Source organism: Catenibacterium sp. GCM10023432 (assembly GCF_042651925.1).
GTDB classification, from domain to species: domain Bacteria; phylum Bacillota_I; class Bacilli_A; order Erysipelotrichales; family Coprobacillaceae; genus Catenibacterium; species Catenibacterium mitsuoka.
The window spans coordinates 1-16,193 of record NZ_JBHSEB010000004.1 but is presented as its reverse complement, the minus strand read 5'-3'; the positions used below and the strand labels follow the sequence as shown (position 1 = coordinate 16,193).

The following is a 16,193-nucleotide window of genomic DNA, read 5'->3' as shown; positions in this document are numbered from 1 at the left end:
ATACATATGAAAAAAGAGAAACGACCTCAAGAAGAAATCAATCAAAGCAGTGATGAAAACACTGTGGATATAATTGATGAAGAAAATGAGGATAATGATACAATTGATATTAATGATGAATTAGTTAATGATGAAGAGCAAAACAGTAATAACATTGTCATGACTGCTAAAGAAGAAAATAAGGCAGCAATTAAAAATAGAAATAAACAATACAGAAAAAAATTAAGTTTATTATTAGCTGCTGAATTGATTGTTGTATGTCTTTTGGGATCTAACATAAGTTCTGAAAATTTAATGAGTAGAGTCCTTCGAGAACACGAAATGCGTTCCACTGGACATATAACACTCACAAAAGGTCTCTATACTGGGAAGACTGATTTTGGTTATTTTTCTGGTAAAGGACAGTTTTCGTTTAAAACAGGTGCGAATTATAAAGGCACATGGAAAGAAAACCGATTAGAAGGTCTTGGAACGCTTCATATACCTAAAGAGGGGACATATAAGGGGGACCTTGTAGCTTCAAAGAAACAAGGCGCAGGTGTTTTTAAATGGAAAGATGGTGTGATTTATGATGGTCATTGGAAAAATGACATGATGCATGGTAAAGGCAAATACATTACACCCGACGGTTTTACATATATAGGAACATTTTCAGAAAATGATTTTTATAAAGGCACATGCACATTTAAAAATGAAACAGGTGATTATGATATCACATATAGTAATGGTATAATTTCTAAAGCTATTATTAAGTTTACCGATGGATCAAGTTATGAAGGAACATGTACTTCAACAAAATTAACAGGTAGTGGAACAATGGTATTTACTAATGGAGATAGTTATTTTGGGGCATTTGTAGACGGAAAAAGAAGCGGTAAAGGTGTTTATAAATGGTCTTCAGGTGATGAATATAATGGTGATTGGCATGAAGATAAAATGGAAGGCTCTGGAGAATATAAGTATTCTAACGGTAATTATGCAAAAGGAACTTTTAAAATGAATACTTTTTCTGATGGTGACTATTATTGTAAAAATGATGCTGGAACTTATGAGTATTCAGTAACCTCAGGAACACCTACAAGTGTAGATATATCATTAAATAATGGTACAACTTATAAAGGTGATATGAGTAATGGCAAATTAACAGGTGAAGCAAAAATTAAATATAGTAATGGTGATAGCTATAGTGGCAAAGTAGATAATGGTCAGAAATCAGGATCAGGTAACTATTATTGGTCTAATGGATCATCTTATAAAGGTGATTGGTCTAATGATCAAATGAATGGATCAGGTACTTACTATTATACTTCTAAATCAACAGGTGAAAGACTTGAAGGTACATTTAAAAACAACAGTCCAGATGGAATCTGTACTTATTATACTGATTCGACAACATCTTATAAGACAGATTGGTCGAATGGAAAGTGTGTGAAAAAATATGAATAATGTAGAAGAAATGTTTCCAAAATTCAAAAAAAATATATCTGATCTTATAGAGGATGAAGAAGGTAATATTCCAGGTAATAAACTATTAATGCTTGGTACAATGATTGTTGTTTTAGGAAGTATGATGCAGATGGATGCTGTTCAGGCAGTACACGGCTCACATAAATCACATGCTTCACATCAATCAGGATCTAGTGGAAGTCATGGCAATGCGAATCATAGCAGCCATAGAAGTCACTCAAGTCATTCGAGTCACTCTAATCATTCAAACCACGCGTCACACAGTAATGGAACTTCTGGAACATATACTGGTTCTGGATCATTTGCTGGAGGTTCTTCTTCAAATTCAGCTGCTTCTGCGGCTGCCTCAGTACCAACTATAAAAAGTGCACCTGCAACTGCAAATGCTGATACATTTAAGTTGGCAGGTATTAATCAAACTATACAACTTCCTAACGGAACACCAGCATCAAGTGCTATACCGACACTTGCAGTTCCAACTTCAAGCTCAGCTGCTCAAGTTGATGCTCAAATTAGACATCAGCCTTCTGCAACAGAGAAAATTAAGTAATTGTGTGGAAGGGGGATAATTGATGGATAAATTAAAAAAAATCTTTCTAAAAAAGAATAGAGAACCAGAAGTTATAGAAAATGTAAGTGAAGTAAAGGATATAAGTTTTGAAGACAAATTTTTGAAAGAATCACAAAAAGCAACTGATATTTTGAATAAAAGTATTCTGAATGGTTCATTTTCTCAATTGCCTGCACAAATTAGTAAAATAGCAACAGAAACTACGGAAAGAGAATATGTTTTCAAATATGAACGTAGATATATTGATAAGGTTGTAAGTGCAATAGGAATACTTATTAATCTTGTATGTTTATATTTTATATTTGTTTTAATTGGCACATTAATATATTCAAAAGATTTCATGATTCTTTCTATTTTAGGGATTATTGCTTCGGTAGTGATTTTTATCTTAAACATTTTGGTTGTAAGAAATTCAGTTTCCATATCTCATTTCTATAAACGTTATGATTTGTATTATGAAGATCTTCGTTATAAAGATATAGAATTAATTGGAGATTTAGCTGACTATTCTAAAATACCAATAGCTCAAGTCATAAAAGACCTAAATATGGCTATTGACTTAAAACTTATACCACAGGGACATTTTGGAACAGATAATTTAATATTTATTGTTTCTAATGAAATGTACGAGAAATATAAAAAGCAGCAGGCATCTTATGATAGATACTATAAGAAAAAAGTGGAAGAACGTTTAAGAATGGGAGAACGTACTGAAGAAATACAAGCTCTTCTTGATCAAGGACAAGAATATATTGAGAAGATTCATCAAAGTAATGATATAATTAAAGACAAAGAAATATCAGATAAACTAGATAAGATGGAAAAAATAGTCTCAATGATATTCTATGAATTAGATTTAAGTCCACAATATGCGGATAAACTAGGAATGTTTATGAATTATTATCTTCCTACCACAAAGAAACTACTTGACTCTTATATTGAAATTGATGAAAAAGAAGTGAAAGGAAAGAGTTTGGAGAAATCTAAAAAAGATATTGCAGAAGCCTTTGATAAGCTTATAGTTTCTTTTGATAGTATATTAGATAAGTTCTATCAAGCAAAAGAGCTTGATATAGCATCAGATATTTCCACAATGTAAAAATTCTTATGAAACAAGAGAATCTTATGAAATGATAAGAATTGATGAGGTGAAACAATTTGGATGATGATTTTAATATAGCAACACAGGATCAACTATTAGTTGGAAATTCTGATAGTATATTGATTTTTGGGTGTGATGCACAACAACATTTAAGAGAATTTTCTAAAATGGTTTCTAATCAATTACTTACTCAAAACAATGAGTTAGAAGACCTTATTCAAGATATATCAAATCAAATAGATGTTTTCCAGGATTCAATTAAAAAGAAGCCTACATTCTTATTTGGAAATAAAGATAAGAAAAGAAGGTCTTTAGTGAGAGAATACAATGATGTACTTTACTATATTGATAAAATGGAACTTTCTTTGAAATTACAAGAAGCTCAAATTATTAAAGAATCTAAAATATTTGAAGAATTAGGGAAGCAATTAGACACTACTTCAACAAATTTGAATAAAGTAATTGCATATGGCAACAACTTTTTAAATCAACGAGATGATGACGATTCTGAAGATTTAAAGAGTTGGTATAATAGGCTCTCTAAAAGAATTGAAAGTTTGCAGATTTCAAATACTGTAGCTATGCAAAGTAAAGTTCAAATTAACTTAATGTTGGAGAATAATACTCAGTTGGTAGATAGAATTGTAGAGGCAGTTTCTACTACTATTCCAATATGGAGAAATCAAATTACTCTATTACTAGGAGTAGAGAAGGTAAACCAAAATATTGAAATAGAACAAAGAATGGTAAAGGCTGCAGAAGGTTATATTTCCAAGCAGAAGAAAAGTAAATCTAAAGAATTAGATATTGATGAATTATTAATGGTGAACGAATCATTAAAAAATGCTTTGGATGAACTCGATAGAATTGAAAAAAGAGATGGCGATATTCGATTAGAGTTGAACAAATCTCTGAGATAAAATATTGGAGGTTTTATTATGGAAGAAGAAAAGATACAGTTAACATTAGACGCTGAACAAAAGCCTGATGATGCATTGTTGGATTCTGTTCCAACAATGCAAAGTGTAGTAAAAAAAGAGGAAGAACCTACTTATTCTGCAGGAACTTTTGATGAAAGTATGCTTTCTGATGAAGAAAAACAAATGGTAGAAAAGTTTTCAAATGAAATTGATATTGGAAATGTGAATCAGGTTATTAATTACGGGATGAAAGCTCAGACTAATATTTCTGCGTTTTCTACAAGTATATTAAAGAAAGTAAAAACATATGATTTAGGTGAAGTTGGCGATTCATTAAAGGAGCTTACTGTTGCTTTAAATGCAACAACAGAACCTCATAAAAAAGGTATTTTAGGAGTATTCCAAAAAGCGAAAAGAAGTGTGGATTCTATCAAAGCGAATTATGCTAAGGCAGAAAGTAATGTTGATAGAATTGAAAAAGATTTGATGAAGCATAGAGATGTGCTTGAACAAGATATCTCTATGTATCAGCAAATGTATGAATTGAACTATCAGTATTATAAAGAATTAACTATGTATATTATTGCTGGTAAAAAATCATTAGATAAAGCAAGACGTACAAAACTTGTAGAATTAAAAAATACTGCTGAAGAAACAAATAAGCAGGAAGATGTACAAGCATATCGAGATTTTGAAGATTTGTGTCACAGATTTGAGAAAAAGCTGTCTGATCTAGAAATAACTAGAGTGATTTCTTTACAGTCAGCACCTCAAGTTCGTATGCTTCAGAATAATGATCGTGAGATGATGGATAAACTTCAATCATCATTAGCTAATACTATTCCTCTTTGGAGAAACCAACTTGTACTTTCTTTAGGTATTGAACATACAAGCAGAGCATTAGAAGCACAAGGTGCACTTTCAGAAAAAACAAATGAACTATTAAAAAAGAATGCTGAAACTTTAAAAATGGCTACTATTGAAAGTGCAAAACAATCTGAAAGTTCAATTGTCGATATTGATACTTTAAAGCAATGCAATAATGCTTTGATTTCATCTATTAATGAAGTGATTACAATTCATGAACAAGGTGCTGCACGAAGAGCTAAAGCACAAGAAGAATTGGTTAAACTAGAAGAAGAATTAAAGAGTGCTATAGTTGGTTCTGAAAAGAATTAATAAAGATAACAGGGAGGATTTGGAATATCTTCCCTTTTTTGAAAGGTTGAATGAATATGGGGAAAAGACTAAAACTAAGATTTAATGCACCTGTCACTTTATCATTTGTATCGATTTGTTTTGTTGCTACACTATTAGGAATTGCTTCTAATGGTGAGATTACAAAGACGCTATTTATGACTTACCACTCTTCTTTTTTGAATCCTATGACTTATGTTAGATTTGTAACACATGTATTTGGTCATGTTGGATGGAGTCATTTTATTGGTAACGCATCATATTTATTGCTTCTTGGACCAATGCTTGAAGAAAAACATGGTTCAAAAGCTATATTAGAAGTGATTTTGATAACTGCTGTTGTAACTGGATTAATAAACTACTTCTTATTTTGGAATATAGGTTTATGTGGAGCAAGTGGAGTAGTATTCGCCTTTATTATGCTTGCTTCATTTACTGATTTTAGAGAAGGTGAAATTCCAATCACATTCATATTGGTTGCAGCTATTTTTATCGGGCAACAGGTATATGAGGGTATTGCGGTTCAGAATAATATTTCAAATATGGCACATATTGTCGGTGGTATAGTTGGTGCAATCATTGGATATGGATTAAATGTGAAAGCAAAATATGGATTTAACAGATAGTAATGTTTAATGTAAAAGTGAAATGAATAGGAGTGTTAATATGAGAAAAACAATAATACTGCTTCTTTGTTTGGTATTAGTAAGTTGCGGCACAACAAATAAATCAAAAAGTACAATTAAAGATACATCAGAAAATAATTCCTCTGGAGTCAAGAAAAGGCAAAAGAAAAATTGATTTATGCTGACGATGAAATAGTAAATAAATTCATTTCAGAGTTCCAAGAAATCGCAGGGTATGAAATGACAGACATTAGCAAAGGAAACATTCGCACAAAGTACTTTGCATATGCAAATAATTGTTATCTTGAAATGATAAATGCAACAGATGCTGGCGCAGAAGCATTCTGCATTTCATATTCATTTGGCAGTTTATCAGAGGAAGAAATCTATTCGGTATTTACTGATTGCTTAAAAACATTAGGTGCTACTGATGAGGAAATAGAAAAGACCATTGCTGATTTTACCACTAATAATGATGGAGATTACATGATTGAAGGATATGAGACAAATAGCTCTATAACTTGTACATACTGTCCTACAAAGGAGTTATCAAATGGAACATCAATAGGTCACATAGAGATTGCATCTAGTACTTTTGGTAAATAAGAAATAAAAACCAAAGCCACATCAGTCATATCTGGTGTGGCTTTTCTCAAATTCACATCTCAAACACTAAGTGTTCACATGATAAAAAATTCACCTAGTTTTAGTGAGAAATGAATAAAAAGTGATGAAATGAATAAATATTCATATTAGTTTAAGCTAAATACATATAGGAACACTTTTCCGAAAAGGGAGACTCTTTTTTGAATAAATATAACGAAATCAATGATCCAGATATTACCAGTGATATGGTAAGTATGAGAACACTAAGAGGACACGATAGACCTGATATAGTTGGTATATCAAACGATAAATTAGAAATATGGATATATGGTAAAGACATGATTGGTGATGAAATGGCTGTTTATGTTCAAGGTTATTCCCGTAATAACGTGACTAATGATGATCTTAAAGAAGAATTCATAAAGTATTCAAAGGTATTTGATGATAATTTGACTGATGAAGAAATAGATAAATATTGGAATAATATGTTGTCAGGCGAGTATAGTGAAAATAAGTTAAAAAACATAGAGGTAAGCAAAAGTATATTTTATGGTAAAGTGGAATACTTTAAAATTGAAGGAGATATAGAATTTAAATCGAATAATTAATAAAAGACTGTAAGAAGGCCAATGAAATAGATAGAATCCTGGTAATCCTCTTAAGTATTGATTAAAATGATATAAACAGTTTAATTTTGATACATTCCTGTATTCTTTATAAGAATTAGTTTATGTTTTCTAGTGACTAAATACTGTGTTTTAGTATTAAAAGGTTGAACCCTGAATTTTTTGGTGGCATAAAATACCTCATGATTTATTGTGAGGTTTTTTGTTTTATATGATAGAAAAGGCATTAATAACAGAAATCTACTAACGTTAAATATTGGTGATGTGTGTGGTGATTAGAAAATAAGAACATTAAGTAATGAATTATCTTTTTTATGTGAATAACTGTATTAAAAAAGTTATAATAAGATATATTGTTATTAGAATTAGGGGTGAAATCATAATGGGAATGAGATATAGAAAATCAATAAAAATATGTAAAGGCGTTAGAATGAATTTATCTAAATCAGGTCCTAGTTTATCACTAGGTGGAAGAGGATGTTCTGTTAATATCAATAAGCACGGTGTTAGAAATACTGTAGGTATTCCAGGTACTGGATTATCTTATTCTTCATACACTAAGCTTGAACAACCTAGCAATTCACGTAAAAGAAGAACTACTACAACTAATACATCAAGCAATACAATTGCCCATTTTCAATTAAGAATGGATGATAAAGGAAAAGTAGAAATATATGATGATAGGGGCGTGTTATTAACTAATAGTTCTCTTATTAGAAGGATCAAAGCAACACCAGAGTACAAAGCAGAAGTAGAATCTTTAGATATACAGCGTAAAAAAAGAATAGATGATATAGTAAAAAAATCTCAAAAAGATGAAATAGACAGATATATTAATATTTATAAGTTAACACCTACAGTAAGAAGTAGAAGTCAGTTTGAAAAAGAAATTGAGAGACTTAAACCTAAAAAATATACGATAACAGCATACGGCAAACAAAAACCTAATGAATTACTAGTACGTCATGAATTAGAAGAAGAGGCTAAAGATACTGTAAAAGGTTTCTTCTTATTTGTTGGCAAAAAAAGAAAACAGTATGTAGAGGACCATTATCAAGAAAGATTTGATGAAAAACTAAATCAATGGAATAAAGAAAATGATTTACATATTGAGCAAGAGAATAAAAAGAAACAAGAACTAGATATTCAATTCCAAAAGGAATATGAACAAAGAAAAATGCTTTTGATAAATAAGATGAACGGTTCCGAAGAAGATATACTTAATATGTTTGACAAATGGGTTTCTAGTATTAATTTACCTGTTGAGATGAATATTAATTATGAATGGAATAATGATGATAAAGCATTCAATCTTGATGTTGATTTACCAGAAATAGAAGATTTGCCTGCTACTGTAATGGTTAAAAATGCTTCTGGTAATATTAAAGAAAAAAAGAAAACACAGGCCGAATTAAAGAATGAATATGCTCAGGTAGTGTTTGGGCTTGCAATGTATATTAGTGGTCATGTTTTCAATATTTCTCCAGTAATCAATAAAATACAGATATCAGGATATACACAAAGAAAGAAAAAAACAGGAGATATTTTTGATTGTTATATTTACTCTATTAGATTTAATAGAAGTGATTTTGAACATAAAAGATTCTCAAATATTAATCCTGTTGAATTCTGTATGTCTGTAGAGAATCGTTCCAATATGACTTCTACAGGCTTATTAAGAGAGATAAAACCATTTGAGTAAGAATATGTAAATAAACTAATAAGTTTTGGATACTATGCATAACAGTATCAAATAAAGTACAAAATGAAGCAAAAAGCATTTTATAATATAAAATAGACTTCTAATAATAAAGGACCTGGAATAATTCCCAGGTCCTTACTTAATAATCTGACAATGTTCAGTCACCCATGGAGCACTTAAACATCTCATTTCATTGTTGAAGTTAATGTATAGTTTTCTTTTATCATCTGAAATACTATTCACAATACCAATACCATATGTAGGGTGAATAACCATACTTCCTTGTTTAATAGATTCAATCTGTGTATCAAGTTCCTTTTGTTTATTCTCCATATGGAGATTAATCTCTTCTACTTTTGGATTATAAAGCCTTGAAGGTAATGCTCCAATCTTTCGACAACACGCTTTCCATGAAGCACCATGACTTGAATTGCCATTAAACATATAATCCATATAATGCGCATATTCATGCCTGATTACATCTAAAGCAGATGCTTCAGACCATTTAGGATTCCCAAAATAAAACAATGAGAAATGAAACTTTTTAGGTTTTTTATTAATAGTATCAATATAGAAACATCCTAATGTATGTTTAGCTTTCCCAAATGTGATAGGTAAATCAGCCCCATGTAGTCCAGTAATACTATCTAGCTTTTTAAATTCTTCTCTAATTCTTTCTTCATCCCATACTTTATTTGACATTTTAATCATCTCCTTTACTCATAATGTAAGGGAGTATTTTTTTCCCGGTTTTAGTAAGAATAGAGTTTTAGATGTGACAAAAATAGGAAAAATAACTGGACATACATTATAAGTGAGGACGGTGATAACAATGAAATATGAATCATTAGATAAAGTTAAATCAAAAAAAGAAATTAAAGAATTGAATAGCATTAAATATAAAGGATTAAATCACCCTTTATTTCTGACACGTTTACATGGAATCACTCATGCATTAGTCTATGGATCACAACGAATGGAAGATTATACAAAGCAACACAAGTGTATGTTTGATAAGTATATTAGTCAGAACATCAAACTCTATCATGACAAAACATATCAATATCATATCAAACGTAGTAAATATATAATGAAATTTTCTCGTGAGTTTGTTAGAAAGAGTGATGATTACAATTCTAGAAAAAACAAAATGTCTAAATATTTGTTCAAGGTACGTTTGTACACTAAACTTATCGAAATTGTACAGCAACATTGTTTGGATGAAATTATGATTACTAAACACGCACTTCTGTTAAAGATTGATACTTATTATAATGCTGGTAATTTATTTTTGGGTAAACATATCACTTATGATCCAAATATGTTTGATGAGTCTATAGAAAGATTTAAACATTTAATGATGTCAGATGAAGAGAGTATCAATAATAAGTTAATGAAAGTATATGAGGGAGTAGACGAAGAAAACTTAAATTAGAATAAATCACAGATGGTAGGAATTATATATGAGGATAGTATGGATGATTTGTAGTCCATCTATCCTCTTTTTCATATTTGATTAATAGAATTCAATTATTTGAAAAAGAATGTGTAAAAAGAGGGAAAAATAAAAGGACATACATTATAAATGAAGGTTGGTGATTCAAAAGGAAAACAAATCATAGAATTTTTAAATAACCTGCCTATTGTGCATTCAAATAATGACTTGTCATAAAGGTTAACCCAAGTAACAGATCTATTAGAAACACTTTAGGCAGGATTTATCTCTATCAGTCTAATTAAACAACTCATAATAGAAAATATTAAGAAAGGTAATCAATCAATGGATTGATTAGTATATAAGCCTATGGAACATGTTATTCAGTTTTTATTAATATATTTAATTATTCCTATGTTTGGGCCTTGGATTGCGAGTACGGTTTCAAACTTGATTACTACATTTGTATCATATATGCCCTCAATTGTCCTATTGTCAGGACTAGGTGCCATTATTAAATTTACATATAACTAGACAACCTCCTGAAAAAGCCTTTGTATTTGACTATTCAAACACAAAGGCTCTTTTCTTTACAAAGTAAGTATTTCTATATGCTATAATAGGGGTAATCGGTGGTAGTCCTATGAATGTATACTTAATAATAGAAGAATACAATGATAGCTATACCTATACAGAAAAGCTAATGGCTGACTATATCCTACAAGATTCTGCAACAGCTAATATATGTTTCTCAAAGAAAGCAGGTTTTAAGGGTTTAGTGATCTAAAGATGCAAGAAGTAGATTAAATGTGAATACAGTCTTAAAAATATAGATACACTACTGGAGGTAACAATGAAGATAGCGGTTGTACAAGCAAGTTCACAAGTATCAAAAAATGAGATGCTTTATGAATATACAAAGAAATATGCAAAAGATGCAGAAGTTATTAATTTTGGATGTTTTGTAGATGAAGATGAAAATTTTACCTATGTTGAGATTGCGTTGTTGATTGGGATGCTCATAAACAGTCATATAGTTGATTTTGTGGTAACTGGATGTTCTTCAGGACAAGGGATGATGCTTGCTTGTAATAGTATGCCTGGTGTTTTATGCGGGTATGTTCCAACTGCGAAAGATGCCTATTTATTTGCACAGATCAATAATGGAAATGTAGTATCTTTACCTCTTGGGGAAGAGTATACATATACAGGTGAAAAGAATTTTGAGGAAACAATCAAAGCATTATTTTCAGAACCATTTGGTGGTGGATATCCTAAAAGTGAAGCAAAAAGAAAGATTGCGGATGCTAAAAAACTAAAAGAAATTAAAGCAAAATCACAAATTGATTTTGAAATGTTTTTGAATAAGTTAGATTTGGATATGGTTAAGAAAGTAAAACATAAAATACATGCACAATAATTTTAATTTGATAGATGACGATTAATGTAATTAAGTGTTTATCTTGTGATTATTTAAAATAGCTCCCCTCTCTAGGGAATATTTTCATATACAAAACAACTATTTCTATATGCTATAATAGGGGTGATCGGAGGTGATCCCATGAACGCATATTTAAGAATAAAAGAATACAATGATAGCTATACTGCAACAGAAAAGCTCATAGCTGAATATATATTAGAAAATGATATCTTACAGGATTCTGCTCAAGCACTAGGTGAAAAGACAAATACCTCTGCAGCTGCTATTATCCGTTTCTCAAAGAAAATAGGTTTTAAAGGCTTCAGTGATTTAAAGATGAACCTAGCTCAATCAGCTAAAGAAGAAAAACAACAAGAAGTAGATCTCATCTTTGAACCAGAAGATAATATCAGTACATTAGTAGAAAAAGGCTGTAGATTAAACATGAATACAGTCTTAAAAACATATCAGTTAATAAATATTGATACCCTTGAACAATCAATAGATTTACTTAATAATGCATCTACTATCTATCTCTTTGGTGTAGGTGGTTCATCTGTTATTGGTTTAGATATCTATCAAAAACTCATGCGTATAGGTAAGAAGGTAATCTATAACGCTGATCTTCATGTACAGATGACCTTCACCCAAAGCATGGATCAAAATGATGCAGCACTAATTATCAGTTACTCAGGTTCTACCACAGGCTTAGTAGATGTTGCTAGAGTGTTACATGAAAAACAAATACCAGTTATTTCTATTACACAAATTAACTCTAATCCAATCTCTAAACTAAGTACCTACTCACTTAAAGTACCAAGTGAAGAAAAAGCCCTACGTATTGGTGCTATCTCTTCTCGTATCTCTTCATTTGTGATAACTGACTTATTGTACTATGGTGTATTTAAGAAGAACTTTGAAGAACATAAAAAGAATCTCATAGATTCTAAAGACAATGTCTCTATACTCAAAAAGTAGACTCATATTTCACTATGAGTCTTTTGTTTTGGAAATAATATTTCAACAAGTCTATAATGATATTGGAAGGGAGGAACTAGAATGAACTTAAATAACTTAGATACAGAACAGTCAAATCCTGACTCATTACATATAGATGAAATGTCTACGATAGATATTCTTACTACTATTAATAATGAAGATCAGAAGGTTGCATTAGCTGTAAAAGACGTCTTACCGCAAATTTCAGATGCTGTTGACTGTATCTATCAACAGATGAGTCAAGGTGGCAGACTGATTTATATTGGTGCTGGTACATCAGGGAGATTAGGTGTACTAGATGCATCAGAGTGCCCTCCTACTTATGGCGTTGATCCTCGTCTAGTACAAGGATTAATCGCCGGTGGGAACATCGCACTCACAACTGCAATAGAAGGTGCAGAAGATTCTCAGGAACTCGCTATAGAGGACTTAAAGAATATCCACTTAACAGACAAAGATGTTGTATGTGGTATTGCAGCATCAGGCAGAACACCTTATGTCATTGGCGGACTTCAATATGCGCGCACACTAGGATGCCAAACAGTTTCTATCTGTTGTGTTCACAATGGGGAAATATCAAAATACTCTCACTATCCAATAGAAGTAATTACGGGTGCAGAAGTTGTGACTGGCTCTACAAGAATGAAGGCTGGTACTGCACAAAAACTTGTCTTAAATATGCTTTCTACATCTGTAATGATCAAAAGAGGAAAGGTCTATAAAAACCTTATGGTTGATGTACAGCCTACCAATGAAAAACTTAAGATCAGAGCTGTCAACATTGTCTCACAATCTTTAGATTGTTCTGAAGAAGAATCAATCGCACTATTAACTAAATGTCACTACAATGTAAAGATTGCGATTCTATCTGGTTTAACAGGTAAAGATGAAAAAGAATGTGAAGAAGCTCTTCTTAAAAACAATGGAAATATCAGTCAAACTGTAAAAAGTAATCTATAGAGGAGGATATGAGATGAATAAGTACATTGTAAAAAATCAAAACAATAAACAAAACAAGAATGTCTTTGGTATGACGGATTATGATATCCCTATGTATGGTTTCAAGAGTGCTTTAAAAAAATTGTGCGGAAAGCCCACTCCTTTAGGTATGGGATGAATAACACACAATATAAATAGTGTTAATAATGGTAACTATGTATTATCCATTCTTTAAGATGTATGATTGTGAATTAATAGAAGAAGAAAAGGCAAACGAAACATCTGAAAATTAAGAGGTAACAGAAATGTTGTATATAGGTATAGATGGCGGAGGTACAAAAACAAAGATGGTTCTTTTTGATGAGAACGGATCTCGTTTAAAAGAATTAATCCTTCCTACAGTACATGTTCTCACTCAGCTACAAGATCAATCTATTGAAATATTAAGAGATGGTGTCAATCAGCTAGATCCTGATCATACTGCCATTATTGGTGCAGGACTTGCAGGATATGGCCAACAGAAAGAATTAAGAGATAAAATAGAATACATATGTAAAGAAGCATTTGAAGATAGAACTTTTGTCGTAGAAAGTGATGTAAGAATTGCGATAGAAGGTGCATTAGATGGTCATGATGGTATTGTGGTCATTGCAGGAACAGGCAGTATCGCCTTATCACTTAAGAATAATAAGCTGACACGTTGTGGAGGCTGGGGTTATCAATTAGGAGATGAAGGCAGTGCTTATTGGATTGCGAAGAAGATGTTTCATACATTCTGTAAAGAAATAGATGGTAGACTAGAAAAAACAGTTCTTTATGATTTGATTATGGAAGAATGTCATCTAGATATTGATTATGATATCATCACATTTATGAATAGTCTTGATCGTACATCTACTGCATCCTATGCTTATATCAATGGATTAGCTGCCAATCAGGGAGATCCTTATGCGATAGAAATATATAAACAGGCAGCATTAGAAATTCGTTCACTCATACAAACACTCTTAAAAGAACATGATTCAACACCTCGTATTTCTTATATTGGAGGTGTATTTGATCATGCTTCTCACTATATTCTACCTGTTTTGAATGAAACAATAGATAATCTTATTTCACCTATCCATACACCGGAATATGGTGCTTATAAGTTTGCAAAAAAACTAGGGTGAAAACCTTAGTTTTTTTTAATGAAGAAGACAACTATGCAAAACAAAAGATATATTATGGGGTGGAGCCACTGCTAGCAGCCAGTATGAAGGTGGTTATAAAGAAGGCGGTAAGGGCTTAGATACACAGGATTGTAGACCCTATTTAAAAAGAAAATCTGATGCGACAACATCTACAAGACTACTCACACAGGATATTATAGATGAAGCGATTAATGATGGTGTAGATGTTATTGGCTATATCATGTGGGGTGTGATTGATATCGTTTCTGCAGGAAGCTGTGAAATGGAAAAACGTTATGGCGTTGTTTATGTAGATGCTAATAATCTAGGTCAGGGTACTTATAAGAGATATAAGAAAGATAGCTTTAAATGGTATCATGACTTTATTGAAAATAAACATAAACAATTCAATTAAGGGACTCTTATGAGTCTTTTTTTTGATATGATAGACATATGGAGGATTTCATATGACTTATATTGGACACTATCAATCACCATTAGGAGATATACTTATTGCGGTAGATGAAATAGGTGTATATGGCTTATGGTTTGAGAATCAGAAGTATTATGCAGCAGGATTAAAAGAACCTTATGAAGAAAAAGAAACAGAACTTATTTTAAAGGTAAAGAGATGGCTTGATCTTTATTTTAAGAAAGAACAGCCACTTATTGATTTTCCTCTTCATTTAATAGGTACAGATTTCCAAAAGGAAGTATGGGAAATTCTTTGTGATATTTCGTATGGCCATACAATGACTTATGGAGAAATAGCGAATATATTAGCACAAAGAAGAGGTGTTAAAAGATTCTCTGCACAGGCAGTAGGAGGAGCAGTAGGACATAATAGAATAAGTATTATAGTACCCTGTCATAGAGTGTTAGGGAGTAATGGAAGCTTAACCGGTTATGCAGGTGGTATAGATAGAAAAGAAGCGTTATTAGAGTTAGAAGGGAATAAATGATGGATGTAGTTAAGTTCAGAGAAGTAATAAGAGAACGTTCAGAAATGTCTGATGAGTGGTCATTTGGAATTGAACAATGTTGGAAAAAAGAAATAGAAATATTAAGTCAAGATATTCCATCAACAATTGAATATCTAAAGAATGAATGTACTGCAGATGAGTACGGGTGGATTAGTGAAATTATTGATGATTTTGCAGAGAATACACAGAGTAAGGAGGTTATAGAGGTATATAAGAATCTGATGATTAAATATCCAGATGAATATAAGAAACATAATGTTTCAAGTAGTATCAAGTTTGCAGAAGATGCATTAGATTGATTTGAATCTAAAAAGACATCCTTCTCTTTTGTAGTGTGATGAAGGATGCGTAGGTCAGTTTATTAGACAATATGAAATGACGAGGAGGAAACAAAAAAAGTAACTCTCCTTAATTGTTCAATCGTGGAT

The 16,193-nt window shown here is 31.4% G+C and carries 20 protein-coding genes; 19 read left to right on the top strand and 1 reads right to left on the bottom strand.

The genetic code is table 11. The annotated features are described in order from the left end of the window. The first annotated feature begins 6 nt into the window (after positions 1 to 6). The 9 genes from ACFOZZ_RS01540 to ACFOZZ_RS01500 all read left to right on the top strand — a co-directional run bounded on the left by ACFOZZ_RS01540 (position 7) and on the right by ACFOZZ_RS01500 (position 8,817). Complete coding sequence (locus tag ACFOZZ_RS01540; RefSeq protein WP_376814548.1) at positions 7 to 1,446, top strand: MORN repeat-containing protein; 1,440 nt, start codon at positions 7 to 9, stop codon at positions 1,444 to 1,446. Continuing rightward, positions 1,439 to 2,017 carry a His-Xaa-Ser repeat protein HxsA3 gene (gene hxsA3, locus ACFOZZ_RS01535; protein ID WP_376814547.1) on the top strand — a complete coding sequence of 193 codons (579 nt, stop codon included), beginning with the start codon at positions 1,439 to 1,441 and terminating at the stop codon, positions 2,015 to 2,017. The genes ACFOZZ_RS01540 and hxsA3 overlap by 8 nt, the downstream gene beginning before the upstream one ends. Positions 2,018 to 2,039: 22 nt before the next feature. Then, positions 2,040 to 3,137 (top strand): 5-bromo-4-chloroindolyl phosphate hydrolysis family protein, encoded by a 1,098-nt coding sequence (locus ACFOZZ_RS01530; RefSeq protein ID WP_376814546.1) that lies wholly within the window; start codon positions 2,040 to 2,042, stop codon positions 3,135 to 3,137. A 59-nt stretch (positions 3,138 to 3,196) separates the two neighbouring features. Further along, positions 3,197 to 4,060 (top strand): toxic anion resistance protein, encoded by an 864-nt coding sequence (locus tag ACFOZZ_RS01525; protein WP_055234570.1) that lies wholly within the window; start codon positions 3,197 to 3,199, stop codon positions 4,058 to 4,060. A gap of 18 nt (positions 4,061 to 4,078) precedes the next feature. Beyond that, positions 4,079 to 5,239, top strand: coding sequence for a toxic anion resistance protein (locus ACFOZZ_RS01520; RefSeq protein WP_215657841.1), 1,161 nt, complete (start codon positions 4,079 to 4,081; stop codon positions 5,237 to 5,239). A gap of 56 nt (positions 5,240 to 5,295) precedes the next feature. Continuing rightward, positions 5,296 to 5,883: a rhomboid family intramembrane serine protease gene (locus tag ACFOZZ_RS01515; protein ID WP_329966622.1), complete on the top strand. Its 588-nt coding sequence runs from the start codon at positions 5,296 to 5,298 to the stop codon at positions 5,881 to 5,883. A gap of 240 nt (positions 5,884 to 6,123) precedes the next feature. Beyond that, a complete protein-coding gene (locus ACFOZZ_RS01510; RefSeq protein ID WP_376814545.1) occupies positions 6,124 to 6,489 on the top strand; it encodes a hypothetical protein in 366 nt (121 codons plus the stop codon). Between the two features lie 200 nt (positions 6,490 to 6,689). Next, positions 6,690 to 7,097 (top strand): hypothetical protein, encoded by a 408-nt coding sequence (locus ACFOZZ_RS01505; protein ID WP_055233381.1) that lies wholly within the window; start codon positions 6,690 to 6,692, stop codon positions 7,095 to 7,097. 406 nt (positions 7,098 to 7,503) lie between these two features. After that, positions 7,504 to 8,817 carry a DUF4236 domain-containing protein gene (locus ACFOZZ_RS01500; protein ID WP_376814544.1) on the top strand — a complete coding sequence of 438 codons (1,314 nt, stop codon included), beginning with the start codon at positions 7,504 to 7,506 and terminating at the stop codon, positions 8,815 to 8,817. A 135-nt stretch (positions 8,818 to 8,952) separates the two neighbouring features. Here the strand turns inward: ACFOZZ_RS01500 and ACFOZZ_RS01495 are convergent, their stop codons facing one another. Continuing rightward, positions 8,953 to 9,519 carry a SprT-like domain-containing protein gene (locus tag ACFOZZ_RS01495; RefSeq protein WP_376814543.1) on the bottom strand — a complete coding sequence of 189 codons (567 nt, stop codon included), beginning with the start codon at positions 9,517 to 9,519 and terminating at the stop codon, positions 8,953 to 8,955. Positions 9,520 to 9,649: 130 nt separating this feature from the next. Here ACFOZZ_RS01495 and ACFOZZ_RS01490 point away from each other — a divergent pair, with 130 nt between their 5' ends. From ACFOZZ_RS01490 to ACFOZZ_RS01445, 10 genes are all read left to right on the top strand, one after another. Further along, entirely contained in the window at positions 9,650 to 10,252 is a 603-nt protein-coding gene (locus ACFOZZ_RS01490) for a hypothetical protein (protein ID WP_376814542.1), read from the top strand. A gap of 643 nt (positions 10,253 to 10,895) precedes the next feature. Beyond that, entirely contained in the window at positions 10,896 to 11,039 is a 144-nt protein-coding gene (locus ACFOZZ_RS01485; protein ID WP_376814541.1) for a hypothetical protein, read from the top strand. Between the two features lie 66 nt (positions 11,040 to 11,105). Beyond that, complete coding sequence (locus ACFOZZ_RS01480) at positions 11,106 to 11,672, top strand: RpiB/LacA/LacB family sugar-phosphate isomerase (protein ID WP_376814540.1); 567 nt, start codon at positions 11,106 to 11,108, stop codon at positions 11,670 to 11,672. A gap of 141 nt (positions 11,673 to 11,813) precedes the next feature. After that, positions 11,814 to 12,650: a MurR/RpiR family transcriptional regulator gene (locus ACFOZZ_RS01475; RefSeq protein WP_329967224.1), complete on the top strand. Its 837-nt coding sequence runs from the start codon at positions 11,814 to 11,816 to the stop codon at positions 12,648 to 12,650. 81 nt (positions 12,651 to 12,731) lie between these two features. Then, positions 12,732 to 13,631: an N-acetylmuramic acid 6-phosphate etherase gene (murQ, locus tag ACFOZZ_RS01470; RefSeq protein ID WP_279078849.1), complete on the top strand. Its 900-nt coding sequence runs from the start codon at positions 12,732 to 12,734 to the stop codon at positions 13,629 to 13,631. A gap of 13 nt (positions 13,632 to 13,644) precedes the next feature. Beyond that, complete coding sequence (locus ACFOZZ_RS01465; protein ID WP_376814539.1) at positions 13,645 to 13,788, top strand: hypothetical protein; 144 nt, start codon at positions 13,645 to 13,647, stop codon at positions 13,786 to 13,788. Positions 13,789 to 13,915: 127 nt separating this feature from the next. Next, the gene (locus tag ACFOZZ_RS01460) at positions 13,916 to 14,782 is read left to right on the top strand and encodes an N-acetylglucosamine kinase (RefSeq protein ID WP_376814538.1); all 867 of its coding nucleotides are present in this window, start codon (positions 13,916 to 13,918) and stop codon (positions 14,780 to 14,782) included. A gap of 49 nt (positions 14,783 to 14,831) precedes the next feature. Further along, positions 14,832 to 15,197, top strand: coding sequence for a family 1 glycosylhydrolase (locus ACFOZZ_RS01455; RefSeq protein WP_376814595.1), 366 nt, complete (start codon positions 14,832 to 14,834; stop codon positions 15,195 to 15,197). A gap of 52 nt (positions 15,198 to 15,249) precedes the next feature. Continuing rightward, positions 15,250 to 15,744, top strand: coding sequence for a methylated-DNA--[protein]-cysteine S-methyltransferase (locus ACFOZZ_RS01450; RefSeq protein ID WP_055233371.1), 495 nt, complete (start codon positions 15,250 to 15,252; stop codon positions 15,742 to 15,744). Continuing rightward, positions 15,741 to 16,064, top strand: coding sequence for a hypothetical protein (locus ACFOZZ_RS01445; protein ID WP_279068422.1), 324 nt, complete (start codon positions 15,741 to 15,743; stop codon positions 16,062 to 16,064). The genes ACFOZZ_RS01450 and ACFOZZ_RS01445 overlap by 4 nt, the downstream gene beginning before the upstream one ends. The last annotated feature ends 129 nt before the right edge of the window (positions 16,065 to 16,193 follow it).